We start from the raw sequence: 20,713 nt of genomic DNA on the forward strand, positions 1-20,713 counted from the left end.
AGCTCACCTCCTGGGGAGCAGCAAAGATCGGTGCCATTCATAGAAAGCCGGCAGGACAGCACGGAGAACACGGAAAGCCGATATTCCACCGCGTACCGTGCCGATGCGGACGAGCTCGTGCTCCGGAGCGTCCACGACCACCCGTACGGCCGCAACGGGGCGTACCCCGGTGCGCAGGGCGGTGCGGAGGGTGGCGGCGGACTCCATGTCCACAGCGATCGCTCCGGTGGCCCGCAGCTCGGCCCGCTCATGTCCGCGCACGACATGGTCGGAGCCGGTCAGCGGACCGGTGTGGACGGTGCGACCCGGCACCGTCCTGGCGAGTGCCTCGGCGAGCAGACCCGCACCGGTGCAGGCCGTCGAGTCGCCGGCCTCCCGGGTCTCGTCGGCGACCACCAGGTCTCCCGGGTGCATGCCGGGCGCGAGCCCGGCACAGAACCCGGAGGCGATGACCGCGGCGCCGAGCGCCCGGTCCTGGCCGAGGGCGTGCGCCACGGCCGTCTCGGCGGCTTTCGGGCCCATGCCCGTACGGAGCACGGTCACCTGGCCCGGGGCGTCGCCCGCCTTTCCTCTGCCACTGCGCAGGGCGAGTTGCTCGATGCCGAGCGCGCAGGCGATCAGCAGCGGCGCCGCGGGGCCGGACGGCCCCGGTGCATCGCCCATCAGGCTCCCTCCCGGACGTCCGTGCGATCGGCGAACGGGTCGCCGTACACGTACCGCCCGAGTGCGGTGAGCGGGAAGACCTGCCGGTAGAGGTGGTAGTTGATGGAGAAGTCCCAGGGGAACCCGGTGCCGGTGAAGTACGGCTCGTCCCAGGACCCGTCAGCCTGCTGGGCCTCGGTCAGCCATGCGATGCCCCGGGTCACCGCCGTGCTCTCGCGCCGGCCGGCCGCGAGGAGGGCAAGGAGCGCCCAGGCGGTCTGGGACGCGGTCGACGCACCGTTCCCGATCCACTTCTCCTCCTGGTACGAGCGCAGGTCCTCGCCCCAGCCGCCGTCGTCGTTCTGAACGGACTCCAGCCAGCCGACCGCACGGCGGATCGCCGGATGGGCGGCGGGCAGCCCGGCAGCGACCAGGGCGGGCACCACCGACCCTGTTCCGTATACGTAGTTGACGCCCCAACGGCCGAACCAGGCACCGCTCGCCTCCTGTTCGGCAAGCAGCCACTCGATGCCGCGCCGGGTGGCGGGGTGATCGGACCGCCCCTCTATGGCCAGCATCTCCACCACGTGTCCGGTGACATCGGCGGACGGCGGATCGATGACCTCTCCGAAGTCGCAGAAGGGCAGCCGGTTGGGGAACGGGCTGGTGTTGTCGGCGTCGAATGCGCCCCAGGCGCCGTTGCGGGACTGCATGCCGAGGTTCCAGCGCACCCCGCGTTCGATGGCGGCCTCGACACCGGCCGGATTCGGATGCCGGACCCGGCGCAGTGCCAGGACCACTTCGGCGGTGTCGTCGATGTCCGGGTAGTTGTCGTTGTGGAACTCGAACGCCCATCCGCCCGGGTCAAGTCGAGGCCGACGCACGGACCAGTCGCCGGGCCTGACGATCTCCTCGCCGAGCATCCAGTCCGCCGCTTTCACGAGCGCGGGATGGTCGGGCCGGACTCCGGCATCGGCGAGCGCGATGGTGGCGAGGCAGGTGTCCCAGACCGGTGACTGGCAGGCCTCGATCATGCGGGCGCCGTCCTCGCGCCAGATCGCGAACCGGTTCAGCGAGTCCAGGCCGGCCCGCATCACCGGGTGGTCGAGGTCGTAGCCGAGGAGATGCAGGGCGATGACGGAGTACACGGCGGGCGGCTGGATGCCGCCCCAGCAGCCGTCGTTCTCCTGGCGTTCGATGATCCAGCGGGCCGCCGCATTCATGGCGATCCGGCGCAGCCGGCGCGGGGCCACCTTGTGGTAGACGTGCAGTGCCTTGTCCAGGCGCTGGAAGACGCCGTCCCAACTGACCGCCGGGGCACGGCGCTTGGGCGGGTTGGGGACGAGCGGGTCGGTGTGCAGTTCGTCGAGGGCGAAGGGCGCGGGCCGTACCGGACGCTTCGCCGAGACGACGGTCAGCGGCACAATCGTCTGCCGGGCCCAGCAGCCGAAGTCGTAGATGTTGAGCGGGACCCACTTCGGGAAGAACATCAGCTCCGGTGGGAGCTCGGGCAGGTCGTCCCACTTCCACCAGCCGAACAGGGCCAGCCAGATCCGGGTGAAGACGCGGCTCTCGGCGATGCCGCCCTGTTCCCTGATCCACCTGGAGGCGCGGGCCATGTGCGGGTCGTCCGGCCGGTCTCCGGCCAGCCGCAGCGCGACGTACGCCTCGATGGTGGTGGAGAGCTCGCCCGGGCCTCCGTGGAAGGTGGCCCAGGTGCCGTCGCCGAGTTGCTCGCCGCGGATGAAGCGGGCGGCCGACTCGACGGTGGCCGGGTCCTGAATGCCGAGGAACTGGCGGAGCAGCAGATCCTCGGCGTCCATGGTGACGTTGGTGGCGAGGTCGCCCTTCCACCAGCCCTGGTCGTCCTGTCTGCCGAGGAGATGCTCCACCGAGCGTTCCGCGGCCCGCCGCGCGGCGGCGAATACGTCGTCCGCGACGATGGTTGATTCGGTCGGTTCGCTGGCCGAGGCTGCGCGGGGGTCAACGGCCCCGGTGCTTCCGTCGGTCGTCGCTGTCATGGCTTCCCCTTCGTGCAGTTGGTCCTCTGCTGTGCTGGGGTCTCCGTCGGTCGGCGCCCTTCGAGGGCGCCGACCGGCGACTGCGAGTCATATGCGAATGATGATCATCTCTTTCGTACGACGACGAAGTCCGCGAGCGCCGTGAGCTGCGCACGCACGGTTTCCGGCATGTCGACACCGTGCAGCGCCTCGATGGCGACGGCATGCTGCCGACGGGCCTCCTGGGCGGTCCACTCGCGGCCGCCCGCCTCCTCGATGAGCGCCGCCCGGGCGGCGAACTCCTCCTCGGAGAAGCTGTCGAAGTCGGTGCTCTTGGCGTCCGCGGCGAGCAGCTCGCCGAGGCGCTCCGAGGCCGGTCCGCCCGCGGCGAGCGCGGCGACGACCGGCAGGGACTTCTTGCGCTGACGCAGATCGCTCCAGGTCTGCTTTCCGGTGGACTCCGGGTCGCCCCAGATACCGAGCAGATCGTCGACGGCCTGGAAGGCGAGGCCGAGGTGGTAGCCGTACGCCTCCAGGGTGTCGGCGGTGCGGTCGTCGGCGCCGCCGAGCACCGCACCGATGGAGACGGCGCAGGCGAGCAGGGCGCCCGTCTTGTTGCCCTCCATCTCCAGGCACTCCTCGACGGTGACCCGCTCGCGGTGCTCGTAGGAGATGTCCTGGGCCTGCCCGTCGATGAGCTTGCGGGTGGCGGTGGTCAGCCGGCGGGCCGCGCGGCCCGCCTCGACCGTGCCGAGCTCCAGCAGGATCTCGTTGGCCAGCGCGAACAGCGCGTCGCCGACCAGGATCGCCTGCGCGGGGCCGTGCACCTTCCATACGGTGTCACGGTGGCGGCGCTGCTCGTCGCCGTCCATCAGGTCGTCGTGCAACAGCGAGAAGTTGTGCACGAGTTCGACGGCGACCGCGCCGGGGATGCCGGCCTCGGCCGCAGCCCCCGCCGCCTCCGCGGACAGCAGGGCCAGCGCCGGGCGGACGGCCTTGCCGCCGTCGCCGTCGGAGGGTCGGCCCTGGGCGTCGATCCAGCCGAAGTGGTAGGCGGCGACGGTGTCCATGGGCGGTGCGAGCCGGTCAACGGCGGCCCGGAGCACCGGAGCGGACAGGGCCCGTCCGCGCTCCAGAAGCGCGGTGACGTCCGCGGTGTCTACCACGGTGTCGAAAGCCGGATTCGCCGGGGTCACTGACTCTCCTCTTGTTCCGGTGGTACTGCTCATGCCGCCTCCTGCAGCGAAAGTTCATGATGGGTGCGGCCGAGCGCACGGAGCGCGGCGTCCGCGGCGCTGGACCCGCTGCGCACCGCACCCTCCATCGTCGCGGGCCAGCCGGTGGCGGTCCATGCTCCGGCCAGATAGAGGCCGGCGGCACGGGTGCCGGTTCCGGGGCGCAGTCGGCCGACGCCGGGAGCGGGCGCGAAGGTCGCTGTGCGTTCCCGGGTGACGAAGAAGTCCCTGATGCCGGCTCCGCGGGCGGCCGGCAGGAGTCGTTCCAGCTCGGGCAGATAGCGCCTGCGCAGTTCGGCGACGGGCAGGTCGATCTCGTCGTCGGCCGCGGACTGGGAGAGCGCGAGGTACTGTCCGGGGCCGGTCAGCCCGGAGGCGTCCGTACGGTCGAAGACCCACTGGACCGGGGAGCCGAGCGCGGCGAAGAACGGGCGGCGCAGCACCTTGCGGTCGTAGACGACGTGCACATTGAGAATCGGCGAGGTACCGATGGAGAGCAGCCTGTCCGGCTCGTCCAGTGCGCCTTCGGGCAGCAGGTCGTACGTCTCGCGCTGCGGGACGGCGAGGACGACGGTGTCCGCCTCGATCCGTTCGGCTCCCGTGTCGACGATCCAGCGTCCGTCGCCGGTGCGGGTGACGGTGTCGGCCTTGGTGCGCAGCTCGGTCCGTACGCCGGCGGCGTCGAGCGCCTTGCGGGTCAGCGTGTCGTGCACCTCGCCGAGCGGCACGCTCGCCCAGCCGATGTCGGCGGCACCGGGCTCGGAGAGGAGTCCGGTCTTGAAGACCTTCGCGGCGAGGGCCAGCGATGAGTTCGGGGCGGTGGCGTTGAGTGTGGCGACGCCGACGAGGTCCCAGAGGGCCTCGATGGTGCGCGGGGATTGCCCGTGGCGGGTCAGCCAGCTGCCGAAGTCGATGGCGTCGAGCGCCGGGTCGTCCGGGTCGAGCCGGCCGAGTGCCAGTGCGGCGCGCCCGACGCCTGCCCGCTCGGCGAGCGAGAGGTGCGGGTAGCGGGCCAGCCCGGCGGCGAGGTGGAACGGCACCGGCAGGGCGTTGCGGCGCAGCCGTCCGAGCCGGGGCCCCGAAGGGCGTCCGACATCGAGAACCGGCACGTCCAAACGGTTTTGCAGGGGTGCCAGACGGGCACCGCCGACCCGGTCGAGGAACCAGCGGTAGGCGGTGCAGCAACGAAGATAGACATGCTGACCGTTGTCCACCGTCAGTTCGCCGCGTTTGAAGGAGAAGGCGAGTCCGCCGAGCCTCGGCCGTCCTTCGAGCAGGGTCACGTCAAGCCCGGCGTCGGCGAGACGGAGGGCCGCGGTGATGCCGGCCAGTCCGCCGCCGATCACGACCGCGCGGGAGTAACGCAGGGCCTCGTCGGTCACGCGTCCCCCTTTCGCCAGGTCGCTCCGGCCGGCCCGGCCGTTCGGGCCGGACTCGTCTTTTCGGTCAGGCATGTTGTTTCAGTCAGGGACGCGTCGGACCACCGCAGGGTTGCCCAAGGTCTGGACCGATCGGCCGTGATGCACATGCTGCGCAAGATATCTGCATTACGCATCAGACGCGCCCCCGGGCCGTCCGGCGCGAGATGTACCGCGCGTCCAGACCCGACAGGCCGCGCACCGCGACGTACGCCTTCTCGTGGCCCGGCAGCGACACCCGGCCGCGCAGCACCGCCTCGGGGTCGCGCTCGATCCGGTCGAGCAGGCGGCGGTAGATACCGGCCATGGCGGCCACACAGGCGCCGCTGCGGCGGTCCAGCATCGGCAGCAGCCGGTAGCCCTCGGCGAAGAGGGTGCGGGCGCGCCGCACCTCGAAGTGGACCAGGCCGGCGAAGTCGGAGCCGGGCGGCGGGGTGGCCCGGTGGAAGCCGGTGGAACAGCCGAACTTGGCGAGGTCGTCGGCGGGCAGATACATACGCCCGTTGCCCGCGTCCTCGCGGACGTCGCGCAGGATGTTGGTCAGCTGCAGGGCGAGACCGAGCGTGTCGGCGTACTCCGCGGCGCGGTCCGCGCCGGGTGCGCCCGGTTCCGTACCGAAAACGCCCAGGCTGAGCCGGCCGATGGCCCCTGCGACACACCGGCAGTAGACCTTGAGGTCGTCCCACGTCTCGTACGTCGTGCCGCGCACGTCCATGAGCACGCCGTCGATCAGCTCGTCGAGCCCGCCCAGCGGCAGCGGGAACCGGCTCGCGGCGTCGGCGATCGCGACGGCCACCGGGTCGGTGTCGTCCTCATCGATCGCGCCGTCCCGGATCCGGTCCAGCAGCGTGCGGGTGCTCTCCAGCCGGAGCCGCTTGGTCTCCGGCTCCAGCTCGCCGTCGCCGATGTCGTCGACCCGGCGGGAGAAGGCGTACAACGCCGACATGGCCTGCCGCTTCTCGGCAGGCAGCAGCCTGATTCCGTACGCGAAGTTACGCGCCTGCTGTCCGGTGACGGCCTCGCAGTAACTGTATGCGGCCTGTACCGGCGCCGACATGTACGTCGTCTGTCCCTCCACGGTCCGGCTCACCCCTCTCTACGCGCTCTTCGCAAGACAACTCCCACCTCGCGCAGCAAGCTGGGCTTGGTGGGCTTGGGCGGTCCGGGCAGTACATCGAACCCGGCGGCCGCGATCGCGGTGAGGGCGGCACGCCCCCCTCCCACAAATCCGGCGAGAAGCAGCTTGAGCCTGCCGTGGACGCTACCCACCAAGGGGGTGCCTTCATTCAGCAGGTTCCGGGCGCGTTCTGCTTCGTATGCAACCAGTGCGCGCACCGATGCGCCCCCGGAGGGGGTTGCCAGGTCGGCCTCGGTGACATGGAACCCGGCCATGTCGTCGGCCGGCAGATAGATCCGGTCGCGGCCGAGGTCCTCGGTGACGTCCTGGAGATGCTCGACGATCTGCAGGGCGGTGCAGACGGCGTCGGAACGCCGGATCCGCTCGGGGCTCGCGGTGCCGGTGATCTGGAGAACCAGGCGGCCGACCGGGTTGGCTGAGAGTTCGCAGTAGGCGAGGAGCTCCTCGTACGTCCCGTACCGCCGGACCTTCTGGTCCTGCCGGTTGGCCTCGATGAGCCCGAGGAACGGCTCGGGCGTGAGGGAGCAGCGCCGCACGGTGGGGCGCAGCGCACGCAGCAGCGGGTGGTGCGGGCCGTCGCCCGCGGTGTCGAAGACGCGGTGCAGGTCCGCCTCGAACGCATCGAGCATCGCGAGCCGGTCATCGCTCTGCGCAGGTTCCAGCCCGAGGTGGCGGGCGTCGGCGCCGCCGGGGGCGAGATCGCCGTCACCGATGTCGTCGACCAGGCGGGCGTAGCCGTACACCGCCATCAGATCGTTACGCCAGGCGCGTGGCAGGAAGAAAGGGGCCACGGGAAAGTTCTCGTCCGCGGCCTTGTCGAGCGTGGCGGGCACAGCGGCGTCATGGCGCGCCTGCCGGGTACGGGTCACCACTGACCGTCCGGCGCGGGGACGGCATATACACCTCGGAGCTGGAGATTTTCCGTCATTGCCGTCACATCTCCCGTTCTACACTGCTGACCCAAAATATCCCATTCCGGACACGCCGCCCGCTCTCCCGAGTGCGGAGGACCGCCTACGGGCGGTGCACCCAGGCGGTATCGGCCCACTTGCCACGAATCAGCACCGGTACAGCTTACGTTGTACAACGCCCAGGCATACGCCAGGGTGTAGCGCGCATTACAACAACGCTGCGTTCTCCGCCAACCTTCCCCGTGTGCAAGGAAATTGACGTCATCCGGCGGGAGGAGATCTTCCCCGGGCGTGCGCCGACGCGGCGCGCGCCCCCACGGCGTCCACGGTCCGGACACGGCAGCGGCCTCTGCCGGAGTACTCCGGCAGAGGCCGCTGCGGTGTCGGAGAGCGGTGGGGGTGTTACTTCCCGGTCTCCCGCTCGTACGCCTTGAGGACCTCGTCGGTGGGGCCGTCCATCAGCAACTCGCCCTTTTCCAGCCACAGCACCCGGTCGCAGGTGTCCCTGATGGACTTGTTGCTGTGGCTGACCAGGAAGACCGTGCCCGCTTCCTTGCGCAGCTCGCGGATGCGCTTCTCGGAGCGGATCTGGAACTTGCGGTCGCCGGTGGCCAGCGCCTCGTCGATCATGAGCACGTCGTGCTTCTTGGCGGCGGCGATGGAGAAGCGCAGCCGGGCGGCCATACCGGAGGAGTACGTCCGCATCGGCAGGGTGATGAAGTCGCCCTTCTCGTTGATGCCCGAGAAGTCGACGATCCCCTGGTAGCGGTCGCGGATCTCCTCGCGCGTCATACCCATCGCGAGCCCGCCCAGCACCACGTTCCGCTCGCCGGTCAGATCGCTCATCAGCGCCGCGTTCACACCGAGCAGCGACGGCTGGCCGTCCGTGTACACCTTGCCGTGCTCGGTCGGCAACAGACCGGCGATGGCCCGCAGCAGGGTCGACTTGCCGGAGCCGTTGGAGCCGATGAGACCGATGGCCTCGCCCCGGTAGGCGGTGAAGGAGACGCCGCGTACGGCGTGCACCTTCCGGACTCCGCGCGCCTCACCCTTGCCGCGGCGCAGTATCCGGCTCAGCGCCGCGGTGGCACTGCCCTTGCCCCCGCCGCCTGCGTTGACCCGGTACACGATGTGCACATCGTCGGCGATGACGGTGGGGACGCGCCCCGAAGTGTTGTCCTCAGCCACGGCCGTACCGTTCCTCTGCCTTCCAGAAGTACACAAAGCCCGCGACGCCGATGAAGGCCGCCCAGGCGAGCCCGACGATCCACACGTGCGGCGGCAGGTTCTCGGAGCCGTACCCATCGATCAGCGCGAAGCGGATCAGGTCCATGTAGATGGCCGCCGGGTTGTACTGCAGCACCCTGGCGATCCACTCCGGCTTGTCCCGGAGCATCACCGGGATGGAGAACATGACACCGGACGCGTACATCCAGGTGCGCATGACGAACGGCATCAGCTGGGCCAGGTCCGGGGTCTTGCTGCCGAGCCTGGCCATGATCAGGGCGAGACCGGTGTTGAAGACGAACTGCATGACCAGCGCGGGAACGATCAGCAGCCAGGACAGCGACGGATAACTGCCGAAGCCGACCACCACGACCGCCATCACGATCATCGAGTACAACAGCTGCTGGAGCTGTTGCAGCGAGAACGAGATGGGCAGCGAGGCGCGCGGGAAATGCAGTGCGCGCACCAGTCCGAGGTTTCCGGAGATCGCCCGTACGCCCGCCATCACCGAGCTCTGGGTAAAGGTGAAGACAAAGACGCCCGTCACCAGGAAGGGGATGAAAACCTCCTGGGGCATTCCCTTCCTCGTGCCCAGAATCAGCCCGAAGATCAAGAAGTAGACCAGGGCGTTGAGCAGCGGCGTGGCCACCTGCCACAGCTGGCCGAGCTTGGCCTGGCTGTACTGGGCGGTCAGCTTCGCCCGGGAGAACGCCATGATGAAGTGGCGGCGCCCCCAGAGCTGCTGCACGTACTCGAACAGCCCGGGCCGGGCTCCGCTCACCGTCAGGCCGTACTTTCCGGCCCTCTCGGCGGCGCTCAGGCCGTCGTCGGCGGATGGCGGGGTGCTCAACGCGACCGCACCATCATGGGTTGTGTCACTCACCAGATGAAACTCTCGTATTCAAGATGCGCAGCCAGTCGCGGGCGCGGTTCAGGCGGACAGGTCCCGTAAAGAAAAAATACGCCTCATGCTCTCAGAGGAGAGCTTCTCAGATCACGGGAGGTCGGCCGAGTCTGGTCAGCCGCCATACCGTACGCCACTTCATCGGACGGCGCGGTCCGCAGGACTTCGCCCAGCCTTCCCGGAAGCCGCCGAACCACGCTTTGAGGGCGGGACCCGAGGGCTTGCGGAGCAGGGTCAGCAGCAGCCAGACGCCGAGGTAGACCGGCACCAGTGGTGCGGGCAGATTGCGGCGTGCCAGCCAGACCCGGTTACGGGCCACCATGCGATGGTAAACCGCGTGCCGCGACGGAGCAGTGGTCGGATGGTTGAGGACCATGTCGGCGCGATAGTCGATCATCCAGCCGGCGTCCAGCGCCCGCCAGGCGAGATCGGTCTCCTCGTGCGCATAGAAGAAGTCGCCCGGCAGCCCGCCGACCTCGGCGAGGACCCGGGTCCGGACGGCATTGGCACCGCCGAGGAAGGTCGTCACCCGCGACGAGCGCATCGGGTCGGCGGCGCGCAGCCGTGGGACGTGCCGGCGCTGAGTGACACCGGTGTCCGGGTCGGCGATCCGGAAGCTGATGATCCCCAGCTTCGGGTCCTGCTCGAACGCCTGCCGGCACAGCTCGGCGGTGTCGGTCAGCGGCAGCAGTCCGTCGTCGTCGAGGAAGAGCAGGGCGTCGACGTCGGCGCCGGACGGGCCGAAGGCCTCGATTCCGACGTTGCGGCCGCCGGGGATGCCCAGGTTCTCGGGGAGCTCGACCGTCCGGACGCCCGCGGGAACGTCCGGGACGGGGGCGCCGTTGCCGACGACCACCGTCTCGATCCGGTCGCCGTCCTGCTTGGCGACCGAATCGAGGAGGGCGCGCAGCTCGTCAGGACGGTTTCCCATCGTGATGATGACCGCGCCGAGCTTCATGGGGGTACTCACTTCAGCCTGCTCGATGCCAGGACCGACACGAGGTGGAGCAGGGTCTGCAGCAGGGCGATGCCTGCCAGGACCGCTATCGCGAGGCGGCTGAAGAAGAGATCGTCCCTGACCGAGTCCAGGACGGCCGCGACCAGAATCACCAGTGACGCCTCGACGCACAGGATCAGCCGGTGGAACTTGAGCGCACCGGCGGCCCGGCGGGCGAGCGCCATGCCGGACGAGCGCGGCTCGGACGCGGCCTCCTTGACCGGCGGCAGCCCGCCCTGGTGACGTGCGACCCCGACGAGGTCGGTCTCCGCCTTGATCAGGATGGCGCCCAGGGCCGCGAGCGTACCCAGGAAGGCCCAGAGCCAGTCGATCCGTCCGCCGCCCCACAGGTCGGCGGCGCGCAGGCCGAAGCCGACCAGCACGGCCGCGTCGCAGAGATAGGCGCCGACACGGTCCAGGTAGACGCCGCCCAGGGAGAACTGCTGCTTCCAGCGCGCCAGCTCACCGTCGACGCAGTCGAGCAGCAGGTAGAGCTGGACCATGAGAACCCCGAGCAGCGCGCCGGGGATACCCGGGACGAGCAGGGCCGGAGCGGCGAGCACGCCGGCGACGGTCATCAGGTAGGTCAGCTGGTTGGGTGTCACCCTGGTGTTCACCAGATACCGGTCCACACGCAGTGAGAGTTCACGCATGTAGAGCCGGCCCGCCCAGTGTTCGCCGCTGCGCCGGTCCTTGACGCCCGGAGGGTGAACGACCGGACGGAGTTCAGCTACGGATGGTCTTGGCATAGTCGGCGTACGCGTCCCTGATCTGGTCGGTGGACAGGTTGAGGTGTTCCAGGATCGTGAAGCGTCCCGGGCGCGTCTGCGGGGCGTAGTCGACGGCCTGGACGAACTCGTCGGCGGTGAAGCCGATCTCGTCGGGCAGGACCGGCAGCCCGTGGCGGCGCAGGGCGGCCGCCATGAGCAGCGACTCGTCCCGCGCGCCCCGCAGGTGCATGGCGAAGCAGGCGCCGAGGCCGACCTGTTCGCCGTGGCTGGCGGCGCGCTTGGGATACAGCAGATCGAAGGCGTGGTTGATCTCGTGGCAGGCGCCGGAGGCCGGCCGGGAGTCCCCTGCGACCGACATGGAGATGCCGGTCAGCACCAGGCCCTCGGCCAGCACCTTCAGGAAGGAGTCGTCGCCGACCCCGCCGGGGTGGCGCAGCACGGCCTCGCCGGCCTGCCGGGCCATGGCCGCGGCGAGTCCGTCGATCTCCTCGCCGTTGACCTTGTGGGCGAGTTCCCAGTCGGCCACGCACGAGATGTTGGAGACCGCGTCGCCGATGCCGGAGCGCACATAGCGGGTGGGCGCCTCACGGATGATGTCGAGGTCGATGACGACGGCGATCGGGGTGGGGACGCCGTACGAGCCCCGGCCGTTGTCGTTGTCCAGGGTCGCGACCGGCGAGCAGAGACCGTCGTGCGAGAGGTTCGTCGCGACCGCGACCATCGGCATGCCGACGCGCGCCGCGGCGTACTTCGCCACGTCGATGATCTTGCCGCCGCCGAGGCCGACCACCGCGTCGTACCGGTCGCCCTTGATGTCGTCGGCGAGCTTGACCGCCGAGTCGATCGTGCCGTCGGCGACCTGGAACCAGTGGGCGCCGGGCAGCGCCGGGGCGAGCCGTTCACGCAGGGCCAGGCCGGAACCGCCGCTGATCGCGACGGCGAGCTTGCCGGAGGCGGAGATCCGCTGGTCGGCGAGGAGGGCCGCCAGATCGTCCAGCGCTCCGCGCCGGATGTCGACGACGACCGGTGACGGAATGAGCCGGCTCAGTACTGGCATGCGATCTCACGGCCCTTCGCGAGGTCGTCATGGTTGTCGATCTCGACCCACGTCACGTCGCCGATGGCGGCCACGTCGACGGTGAAGCCGCGGTTGACGAGCTCCTGGTAGCCGTCCTCGTAGTACAGGTCGGGGTCGCGCTCGAACGTCGCCTTCAGGGCGTCGGCCAGCTCTGCGGCGGCCTCGGGCTCGATCAGGGTGACGCCGATGTACTCGCCGGTCGCGGTGGCCGGGTCCATCAGCTTGGTGATGCGCCGCACGCCCTTGTCGCCGTCGGTGATGACCTTCATCTCCTCGTCGGCGAGGTTCTTCACCGTGTCGAGGGCGAGGATGATCTTCTGGCCGTTGCCGCGGGCGGCGAGGAGCGTCTTCTCGACGGAGACCGGGTGCACGGTGTCGCCGTTGGCGAGGATCACGCCTCGTGCGAGCACGTCACGGGCGCACCACAGGGAGTAGGCGTTGTTCCACTCCTCGGCCTTGTCGTTGTCGACGAGGGTGAGCGTCAGACCGTACTTCGCCTCGAGCGCAGCCTTGCGCTCGTAGACGGCCTCCTTGCGGTAGCCGACGACGATCGCGACCTCGGTGAGGCCGATCTCCGCGAAGTTGGCCAGCGTGAGGTCGAGCACGGTCTTCTCGCCGTCGACCGGCACGAGGGCCTTCGGAAGCGTGTCGGTGTAGGGGCGCAGACGCCGTCCGGCACCGGCTGCGAGTACGAGGCCGATCATGCGGGTTCTCCTTCGTCGTGAACGGCAGGTGCTCCGGAGGAGACCCAGAAACGGATGGACTCGACAAGCACCACCAGTGCCACGGCCACTGCGAGAGCGGTGAGTGCCACGGTGAAGCCTGAATGCTGAGTGAATACGGCGGCGAGTACGGCCACCACCAAGGTCCGGCCCTCGTGCCCACCGATCGTCCGCACCAGCCACCGGGGCGGCGCGCCGGTGCCCCCGCGAATGCGGTACACCGTGTCGTAGTGATGGTAGGCAACGGCCGAAATCAGCCCGAAAGCCGCAGGAAGGGCTTGATCGACATCGCTGCGGGCGGCCAGAGCAAGGATCGTGCAGTACTCCGCCGCCCTGAATATCGGGGGTACGAGCCAGTCGAGTGCGCCCTTGAGCGGGCGGGCCACGGCGACACCTGAGCAGACCGCGTAGAAGACCGCGGCGACGATCATCTGCCGGCTGCCGAACGGCTGCGTCAAGGCGGCGGCGACCAGGGCCAGCGCGCCGACGAGGGCTGCCGCCGGTGCGGCCCAGCCGCTCCCAATACGGGGTCCCCGCGCCGCCACGAACTGGGCCAGCGGCCCGGAGTCCGCGAGGTCGGCGAGCGCCCCGGCGGCCCGGTCGGTGCGCTGCGCCTTGCGGGTCAGCGAACGCAGCAGGCGGCCGGCGGTGGTGTAGCAGGCCGCGACGGCGCACCCGACCAGCAGGGCGTAGAAGACGATCCGCGGGGTGGTCAGCGCGGTCAGCACGGCGATCATCGCCCACCGCTCACCGATCGGCAGCACTATCATCCGGCGCAGCCAGACCGTCCAGCCGACGCTGTCGAGCTTGTCGGAGAGCGCTGCCGTCGGGCTCGAATTGGCGACCGCGTCGTGGTTGGCCTCGTTGAACGAGAAGTCGACGACATGGCGGCAGGTCTGCAGCACCATCGCGCCGAGCGCGATCGCCCACACGTCGTCGCCGTTGCGGGCGGCGCCGAGGGCGAGTCCCGCGTAGTACGCGTACTCCTTGGCGCGGTCGAACGTGGCGTCCAGCCAGGCGCCCATCGTCGAGTACTGCAGCGAGTAACGGGCGAGCTGCCCGTCGGTGCAGTCCAGGACGAACGAGAAGAGCAGCAGCAGCCCTGCGGCGATGTAACCGCCGCGGCTGCCGGTGGCCGCGCAGCCCGCCGCGATCAGCGCGGTGAGCAGGGAGGCGGTGGTGACCTGGTTCGGGGTGAGGCCGCGGCGCGCGCACCAGCGCGCGATGTAGCGCGAGTACGGGCTGATGAAGAACGTGGTGAAGAAGCCGTCGCGGGCCTTCACGGCGCTGCGCAGCCGTACCGCCTCGTCGTCGACCGCGGCCACGGCGGACTGCGCGGTGGCGCGGGCGGCCTGGTCGGCGGGGACGGCGGCGACGAGCGAGCCGAGCTCGGGCCGCTGTACGGCGGTGCCCTCGGCCTCCAGTGCGACGGCGATGCGGCCGGGCACGGTGCGGTCGGTGACGGGCACGGTGTCCGTGCCGCCGGCCCGTCCCACAGGGATGCCCGCGCCGACTGCCGCAGCGGTGCTGCGCAGGGCCTGGACGAGCGCGGCACGCACCTCAGGCTGCGCGGTGAGTGCACCGGGCACGGTGACGGCGGGGAAGCGGGGGTCGGTCAGTCCGAGCCGGAGGGCGTGGACATGCCCGACGAAGCGGGGATCGACCAGGGCGACACGGGCGTCGGCGGGAGCCGCGGCGAGCAGCTCCGCGGCTTCGGTGACATCAGCGGCGGCCTGTACGTCGAAGCCCAGTGACCTCAGATCGTCCTCGAGCGACGACCCGGGTACCGGCGCACCGGTGAGGATGGCGGTCGACAGACGAACTCACTCCTTGGTGCTGACAGGGTCGGCGCGCGACAGTGCGGCCCGGATGCGGGCCGGCGGCACGTCGGCAGAGGCTATCTGATGAACGGAAGTGGGAGTTCACCGCCCGTTTATGTTCCGTTCGGGGTGGGCCGCCATCATGCGGCGCCGCGCGCGATCATCATCGTCGATCCCTGCCTCGCCCGACAAACCGCGGCGGCCTCGGCCGATGACCGCGGCGGCATGGACCTAGGGTGACAGACATGACATGGCTGATCACAGGCGGAGCGGGATATATCGGGGCACATGTGGTGCGTGCCATGACGGGCGCCGGGGAGCGGGTGGTCGTCCTGGACGACCTCTCCACCGGCATTCCCGAGCGGCTCCCGGCCGATGTACCGCTGGTCCGCGGCTCGGCCGCCGACCGCACACTGCTCGACCGGGTGCTCGCCGAGCACGCCGTGACCGGTGTGGTGCATCTCGCAGCGAAGAAGCAGGTCGGAGAGTCCGTCGAGAAGCCGCTGCTCTACTACCGGGAGAACGTCTCGGGGCTCGCGGTTCTGCTCGAGGCCGTCGTCGCGGCCGGTGTGCAGCGTTTCGTCTTCTCCTCCTCAGCCGCGGTGTACGGCGTACCGGACGCGGAGCTGATCGCCGAGGAGACCCCCTGCACCCCGATCAATCCGTACGGTGAGACGAAGCTCGCCGGGGAATGGCTGGTCCGGGCGGCCGGGAAGGCGCACTCCCTGTCCACCGGCTGTCTGCGCTACTTCAATGTGGCGGGAGCGGCCGAACCGGAACTGTCGGACACCGGTGTCTTCAATGTCATTCCGATGTTCTTCGACCGGCTGACCCGCGGCGAGGCCCCGCGGATCTTCGGCGACGACTATCCGACGCCGGACGGTACCTGCATTCGCGACTACATCCATGTCGCCGACCTCGCCGACGCCCATCTCGCGGTGGCCCGCAGACTGAGCGAGCGGGGCGGTCCCGCGGACCTGACCGTGAACGTCGGCCGCGGCGAGGGCGTCTCGGTGCGCGAGCTCGCCGATCTGGTGGGCGAGATCACCGGCCACCACATCAAGCCGGAGACCGAGCCGCGCCGGCCCGGCGACGCGGCCAGGGCCGTCGCCTCCGCCACGCGGATGTCCGAGGAGCTGGGCTGGACGGCCCGGCGCGGGGTGCGGGAGATGGTCGAGTCGGCCTGGGAGGGCTGGTGCCTGCGCCACCCCCAGGCGCTCGGCACATGACCCGCGCATGACCGCCCAACTGCTCTGACCTGCGACCGTTTCCGCAGGTCAGAGCAGTTGACAACGGTGTTCAGTACCGTGTTGCCGGATACCCCCCACCCGTAGTTCACTGGCCTTCTCGGGCCGGTACGGGCCCGGGTCCGCGAAACGACCGGAGGCGTCCCCATGGGGGCTGGGCACGATCACGGGCACACACACGGCGGGCCGCCGCCGACCGGTACCGCGGCCGCCGCGTACAAGGGGCGACTGCGGGTCGCTCTCTGCATCACGCTCACCGTGATGGTCCTGGAGATCGTCGGCGGTCTGCTCTCGGACTCGCTGGCGCTGATCGCCGACGCCGCCCATATGGCGACCGACGCACTGGGGCTCGGCATGGCGCTGCTGGCGATCCACTTCGCCAACAAGCCGGCCGGACTCAACCTCACCTTCGGCTACGCCCGGGCGGAGATCCTCGCCGCCCTGGCCAACTGTCTGCTGCTGCTCGGGGTCGGCGGCTATCTGCTGTTCGAGGCGGTCGAGCGCTTCATCACACCGACCGAGACCCGGGGCGGCCTGACGATCGTCTTCGCGCTGGTCGGCCTCGTCGCCAACATGATCTCCCTGTCGCTGCTGATGCGCGGACAGAAGGAGAGCCTCAATGTGCGCGGCGCCTATCTGGAAGTGCTGGCGGACGCGCTCGGATCGGTCACCGTGCTCGTCTCGGCGAGCATCATCCTGGCCACCGGCTGGCAGGCCGCCGACCCGATCGCCTCGCTGCTGATCGGCCTGATGATCGTCCCCCGCACGGTGAAGCTGCTCCGGGAGACACTCAATGTGCTGCTGGAGTCGGCCCCGAAGGGTGTCGACATGGGAGAGGTACGGGCCCACATCACCGCCCTGCCCGGAGTGCTGGACGTCCACGACCTGCACGCCTGGACCATCACCTCGGGCATGCCGGTGCTCTCCGCCCATGTGGTGGTGCACCAGGAACTGCTCGACTCGGTGGGGCACGAGAAGCTGCTGCACGAACTGCAGGGCTGCCTCGGCGTCCACTTCGATGTCGAGCACTGCACATTCCAGCTCGAACCCATCGGTCATGCGGAGCACGAGGCCAAGCTCTGTCACTGAACGGCCCCTGGGGGGACGGGTGTAGGGTCCCCCCAGAGGCATTCGAGCCTCGCCCGTGTCTGAGAGAGGAGCTGAGGTTGATGACCGTCGCGACGGCGCCTGACCGGCGCAGCATCCGGTCCTTCTTCAGCTCCCGGGTTCCCGGCTAGCACCCCGACTCACGCCGAGTCGCGACGTTGGCCGGAGCCCTCTCACTCAAGGGTTTCCCACGTTGACCGACAACGATCACGCCGTTCGTGACGATCACGCCGTTCGTTACGAGGCGTTCTTCTCCCTGCACCACAACCTGCCCCGGCAGAGCCCCGGCTCCGACGCCACCACCCGGCAGATGCTCGCCCTCACCGGCCCGCTGCCGCACCGTCCGCGCGTCCTCGATCTGGGCTGCGGCCCCGGCAGGGCCGCACTGCTGCTCGCCGCCGAGGCAGGTGCCGAAGTGACAGCCGTCGACACCCACCAGCCGTTCCTCGACGAGCTGCGGGTGGCTGCCGAGGCGCGCGGGCTCGGCAACCGGATCCGTACCGTCCGGGCCGATATGGGCAAGCTCTCCGGCCCCGGCACACCGGACCTCCCGGACGGGTCGTTCGATCTCGTCTGGGCCGAGGGGTCCGCGTACATCATCGGCTTCGACACCGCGCTGCGGGACTGGAAGCGGCTGCTCGCCCGGGGGGGCTCACTGGTCCTCAGTCACTGCGTCTGGACGACGGACGAGCCGTCGGACGAGGCGCGCGCCTTCTGGGACCAGGACGGCCCGATGCTCCCGGTGGCCGCGCAGACCGCGGCGGCCGTCGCGGCCGGCTATCACGTCCTCGGGGTGCGGGTGCAACCCGACAGCGACTGGGACGAGTACTACGTGCCGCTCGCCCGGCATGTCGAAGCCGCCGATCCTTCGGCGCCCGGCATGGCGTGGGCGGTCGCGTCCACCCGTGCGGAACTGGCCATGCGCCGCGACCACGGCAGGGAGTACGGCTACGCCGCGTACGCCCTGCGTCCCGCCGACCCCCGATGGACCACCCGGCCGGAGACGGCGGCGGAGATCGAGGCCGTGCACGCGGTCAACGCCGCCGCGTTCCCGACACCGGACGAGGCCCGTCTCGTCGACGCGCTGCGGGCCGATCCGGAGGCCTGGCTGCCCGGCCTGTCGTACGTCGCGCAGGACGGGGCGGACGGTGACATCGCCGCGTACGCGCTGCTGACCCGGTGCCGGGTCGGTGACGTGCCGGCGCTGGCACTGGCACCCGTGGCGACCGTCCCTGACCGGCAGCGCGAGGGGGCCGGTCAGGCGGTGGTGCGGGCCGTGCTGGATGAGGCCCGGCTGCGGGGCGAACGGCTCGTGCTGGTGCTCGGGCATCCCGAGTACTACCCGAGGTTCGGCTTCGTACCGGCTTCCCGGTACGGGATCCGTCCGGGCTTCGACGTACCGGACGAGGCGATGATGGCTCTGGTGCTCGACGATTCCACGCCGGTGCCGCAGGGCATGATCCAGTATCCGGCGGCATTCGGGGTCTGAAGCGTGGTCCGGTCCCACCGCATCCGTACAGTGCGGTGGGGCCGGACATGCCAGGACCCGAAGTACCGACAAGCCGCTTTTGTACGGCAGACTTGAGCAGACTCGAGGGGACCGGCGCACGGTGCCGGGGACCATAGCGAAGGATGGGTATGCCGACCACACCAGCCACCGCGGCGAACAGCTCGTCGAACGGCGCAGCAGAAGCGATCATGCTCGAACTGGTCGACGAGAACGGCACCACCATCGGCACTGCGGAGAAGCTCGCCGCCCACCAGGCACCCGGTCAACTGCACCGCGCGTTCTCCGTGTTCCTCTTCGACGAGCAGGGCCGGCTGCTGCTGCAGCGTCGTGCGCTCGGCAAGTACCACTCCCCCGGTGTCTGGTCGAACACCTGCTGCGGTCACCCGTATCCGGGCGAGGCGCCCTTCGCCGCTGCCGCCCGGCGTACGTACGAGGAGCTCGGGATCTCACCGTCGTTGCTTGCCGAGGCCGGCACCGTCCGCTACAACCACCCCGACCCGGCATCCGGGCTGGTGGAGCAGGAGTTCAACCACCTTTTCGTGGGGCTGGTACAGGCACAGCTGCGGCCGGACCCGGAGGAAATCGGCGAGACGGCGTTCGTGACCGCCGACGAGCTGGCGAAGCGGCATGACGAGGCGCCGTTCTCGGCCTGGTTCATGACGGTGCTCGATGCGGCTCGCCCGGCGATCCGGGAGCTGACCGGCCCGTCCGCGGGCTGGTAGCAGCAGACCGGCGGGACAGGGTCGGCGGCACGGGCCGCGGCGGATCGGGGCGGGTACGGGCGGTCAGAGCTTCGCGCTCAGCGGCAGCGCCGCCCAGATGATCTTGCCGCCGGCGGCGGTGTGTTCGACGTCGCAGGTGCCGCCCGCTTCGAGCGTGATCTCCCGGACCAGCAGCAGCCCGCGCCCACCGGTCTGCGCGTAGTCCGTCTCCAGGGCGGTCGGCCGGTACGGATGGTTGTCCTCCACGGACACCCTGACCCATTCGGCGCCGACGGCCACCTCCACGGCGAGCTCCGGGGAGAGCAGCGCGGCGTGCTTCACCGCGTTGGTGACCAGCTCGGAAACGATGAGCAGCAGGCCCTGGGCGATGTCCTCGTCCATCGGCACGCCCTGGCGGTTCAACAGATCGCGTACGGCGTGCCTGGCCTGCGGTACGGAGACGTCGACGGCAGGCGCGGTGAAGCGCCAGACCCCTTCGTACGACACGGGCCGGGCCGGGACACTCCCGCGGCTCTCCATAGTTCCGGCACCCGCTCTCGACTCATTGGTCACTGCACGTCGAGTACAGAGTGCGGGGAGTGGTTGGTCCGGACCGTACTACTGAACAAAAGTCGATCCTTATCGACAGAATTTGATCGATCAAGTAGGACGACGTCACTTCTCAGACTGTTTCTGATCTTCTTCTACGGCTTGTCCGGCAGCTCCTCGGTCACCGTCCGATCCGAGACCAACGAGACGATGCGGCGGCCGCCCACCCCGATCGCGATCAGGCCGAGACCGTCGAAGAGCAGCGGGAGCGAGAAGAACAGGCCGAGCACATAGAGGCTGCTGTGCGGCCAGTCGAAGAGCACGAGCAGCCCGAGCAGCAGACCGAAGGCGCCCTGCAGCAGCGTCCAGCCGAACTGCGGCCCGCGCACCACGACGCTCCCCACCAACCGGAACACCCCACCGGTCAGGAAGAGCAGCGCGGCGAACATGGTGAGCGCCTCGGCCGTGCCGTGCGGATGACGGATGACGACGACTCCGGCGGCGATGTTCAGCGCGGCGACCACGACACCCAGCCAGAAGTAGTTGGTGCCGCGCGACTGGATCGCATGGAGCAGGCCGACCAGGCCGCCGATCAGCAGCAGCCAGCCGAAGAGGATCATGGAAGTGAGGGTCGCGACTCCGGTGTAGACGAGGCCGACAGGCCCGCCACGACGAGAAGGGCACCGAGCAGGGCGAGCAGGCCGAAACTGCGGCTCAGCTTCCTGCTCCGGACTGCGGGATCGGCCATCCGACAGCTCCTCACGGTGCGTGCCTGC

At 69.9% G+C, this 20,713-nt stretch carries 18 protein-coding genes and 1 pseudogene; 4 read left to right on the forward strand and 15 right to left on the reverse strand.

Annotation, left to right across the window (positions count from 1 at the left end; genetic code table 11):
- Window positions 1–3: 3 nt before the first annotated feature.
- The 13 genes from OHA03_RS00515 to OHA03_RS00575 all read right to left on the reverse strand — a co-directional run bounded on the left by OHA03_RS00515 (window position 4) and on the right by OHA03_RS00575 (window position 14,592).
- Window positions 4–663, reverse strand: a complete 660-nt coding sequence (locus OHA03_RS00515; RefSeq protein WP_266999609.1) for a 1-hydroxy-2-methyl-2-butenyl 4-diphosphate reductase — start codon at window positions 661–663, stop codon at window positions 4–6.
- A complete protein-coding gene (shc, locus tag OHA03_RS00520) occupies window positions 663–2,663 on the reverse strand; it encodes a squalene--hopene cyclase (RefSeq protein WP_266999611.1) in 2,001 nt (666 codons plus the stop codon). The genes OHA03_RS00515 and shc overlap by 1 nt, the downstream gene beginning before the upstream one ends.
- Before the next feature lie 104 nt (window positions 2,664–2,767).
- Window positions 2,768–3,871, reverse strand: coding sequence for a polyprenyl synthetase family protein (locus OHA03_RS00525; RefSeq protein WP_266999613.1), 1,104 nt, complete (start codon window positions 3,869–3,871; stop codon window positions 2,768–2,770).
- Window positions 3,868–5,259, reverse strand: a complete 1,392-nt coding sequence (gene hpnE / locus OHA03_RS00530; protein WP_266999615.1) for a hydroxysqualene dehydroxylase HpnE — start codon at window positions 5,257–5,259, stop codon at window positions 3,868–3,870. Before hpnE ends, OHA03_RS00525 begins: the two co-directional genes overlap by 4 nt.
- A gap of 172 nt (window positions 5,260–5,431) precedes the next feature.
- Window positions 5,432–6,352, reverse strand: a complete 921-nt coding sequence (gene hpnD / locus OHA03_RS00535) for a presqualene diphosphate synthase HpnD (RefSeq protein WP_267007875.1) — start codon at window positions 6,350–6,352, stop codon at window positions 5,432–5,434.
- Between the two features lie 29 nt (window positions 6,353–6,381).
- Window positions 6,382–7,302, reverse strand: coding sequence for a squalene synthase HpnC (gene hpnC / locus OHA03_RS00540; protein ID WP_267007876.1), 921 nt, complete (start codon window positions 7,300–7,302; stop codon window positions 6,382–6,384).
- A gap of 444 nt (window positions 7,303–7,746) precedes the next feature.
- A complete protein-coding gene (locus OHA03_RS00545; RefSeq protein WP_266999617.1) occupies window positions 7,747–8,532 on the reverse strand; it encodes an ABC transporter ATP-binding protein in 786 nt (261 codons plus the stop codon).
- The gene (locus OHA03_RS00550) at window positions 8,525–9,454 is read right to left on the reverse strand and encodes an ABC transporter permease (protein WP_266999619.1); all 930 of its coding nucleotides are present in this window, start codon (window positions 9,452–9,454) and stop codon (window positions 8,525–8,527) included. The genes OHA03_RS00545 and OHA03_RS00550 overlap by 8 nt, the downstream gene beginning before the upstream one ends.
- A gap of 106 nt (window positions 9,455–9,560) precedes the next feature.
- Window positions 9,561–10,445 (reverse strand): glycosyltransferase family 2 protein, encoded by an 885-nt coding sequence (locus tag OHA03_RS00555; protein ID WP_266999621.1) that lies wholly within the window; start codon window positions 10,443–10,445, stop codon window positions 9,561–9,563.
- The gene (locus OHA03_RS00560) at window positions 10,442–11,221 is read right to left on the reverse strand and encodes a CDP-alcohol phosphatidyltransferase family protein (protein ID WP_266999623.1); all 780 of its coding nucleotides are present in this window, start codon (window positions 11,219–11,221) and stop codon (window positions 10,442–10,444) included. Before OHA03_RS00560 ends, OHA03_RS00555 begins: the two co-directional genes overlap by 4 nt.
- On the reverse strand, window positions 11,199–12,260 hold the full coding sequence (locus OHA03_RS00565; RefSeq protein WP_266999625.1) for an iron-containing alcohol dehydrogenase family protein: 1,062 nt from the start codon (window positions 12,258–12,260) through the stop codon (window positions 11,199–11,201). Before OHA03_RS00565 ends, OHA03_RS00560 begins: the two co-directional genes overlap by 23 nt.
- On the reverse strand, window positions 12,248–12,985 hold the full coding sequence (locus OHA03_RS00570) for a phosphocholine cytidylyltransferase family protein (RefSeq protein ID WP_266999627.1): 738 nt from the start codon (window positions 12,983–12,985) through the stop codon (window positions 12,248–12,250). The genes OHA03_RS00565 and OHA03_RS00570 overlap by 13 nt, the downstream gene beginning before the upstream one ends.
- Window positions 12,982–14,592, reverse strand: a complete 1,611-nt coding sequence (locus tag OHA03_RS00575) for a DUF5941 domain-containing protein (RefSeq protein WP_266999629.1) — start codon at window positions 14,590–14,592, stop codon at window positions 12,982–12,984. Before OHA03_RS00575 ends, OHA03_RS00570 begins: the two co-directional genes overlap by 4 nt.
- Window positions 14,593–15,068: 476 nt before the next feature.
- On the opposite strand from OHA03_RS00575, the gene galE reads away from it, so the two are divergent.
- From galE to idi, 4 genes are all read left to right on the forward strand, one after another.
- Window positions 15,069–16,052 carry a UDP-glucose 4-epimerase GalE gene (gene galE, locus OHA03_RS00580; RefSeq protein ID WP_266999631.1) on the forward strand — a complete coding sequence of 328 codons (984 nt, stop codon included), beginning with the start codon at window positions 15,069–15,071 and terminating at the stop codon, window positions 16,050–16,052.
- A 165-nt stretch (window positions 16,053–16,217) separates the two neighbouring features.
- Entirely contained in the window at window positions 16,218–17,159 is a 942-nt protein-coding gene (locus tag OHA03_RS00585) for a cation diffusion facilitator family transporter (protein WP_266999633.1), read from the forward strand.
- A 211-nt stretch (window positions 17,160–17,370) separates the two neighbouring features.
- Window positions 17,371–18,666 carry a bifunctional class I SAM-dependent methyltransferase/N-acetyltransferase gene (locus OHA03_RS00590; RefSeq protein WP_266999635.1) on the forward strand — a complete coding sequence of 432 codons (1,296 nt, stop codon included), beginning with the start codon at window positions 17,371–17,373 and terminating at the stop codon, window positions 18,664–18,666.
- 149 nt (window positions 18,667–18,815) lie between these two features.
- Window positions 18,816–19,409: an isopentenyl-diphosphate Delta-isomerase gene (idi, locus tag OHA03_RS00595; RefSeq protein ID WP_266999638.1), complete on the forward strand. Its 594-nt coding sequence runs from the start codon at window positions 18,816–18,818 to the stop codon at window positions 19,407–19,409.
- Window positions 19,410–19,472: 63 nt separating this feature from the next.
- On the opposite strand, the gene OHA03_RS00600 is transcribed toward idi, so the two are convergent.
- Window positions 19,473–19,928: an ATP-binding protein gene (locus tag OHA03_RS00600; RefSeq protein ID WP_030979770.1), complete on the reverse strand. Its 456-nt coding sequence runs from the start codon at window positions 19,926–19,928 to the stop codon at window positions 19,473–19,475.
- 164 nt (window positions 19,929–20,092) lie between these two features.
- Window positions 20,093–20,685, reverse strand: a pseudogene (locus OHA03_RS00605) (HdeD family acid-resistance protein).
- Window positions 20,686–20,713 lie beyond the last annotated feature (28 nt).

The organism is Streptomyces sp. NBC_00154, from assembly GCF_026342835.1.
Classification (GTDB): domain Bacteria; phylum Actinomycetota; class Actinomycetes; order Streptomycetales; family Streptomycetaceae; genus Streptomyces.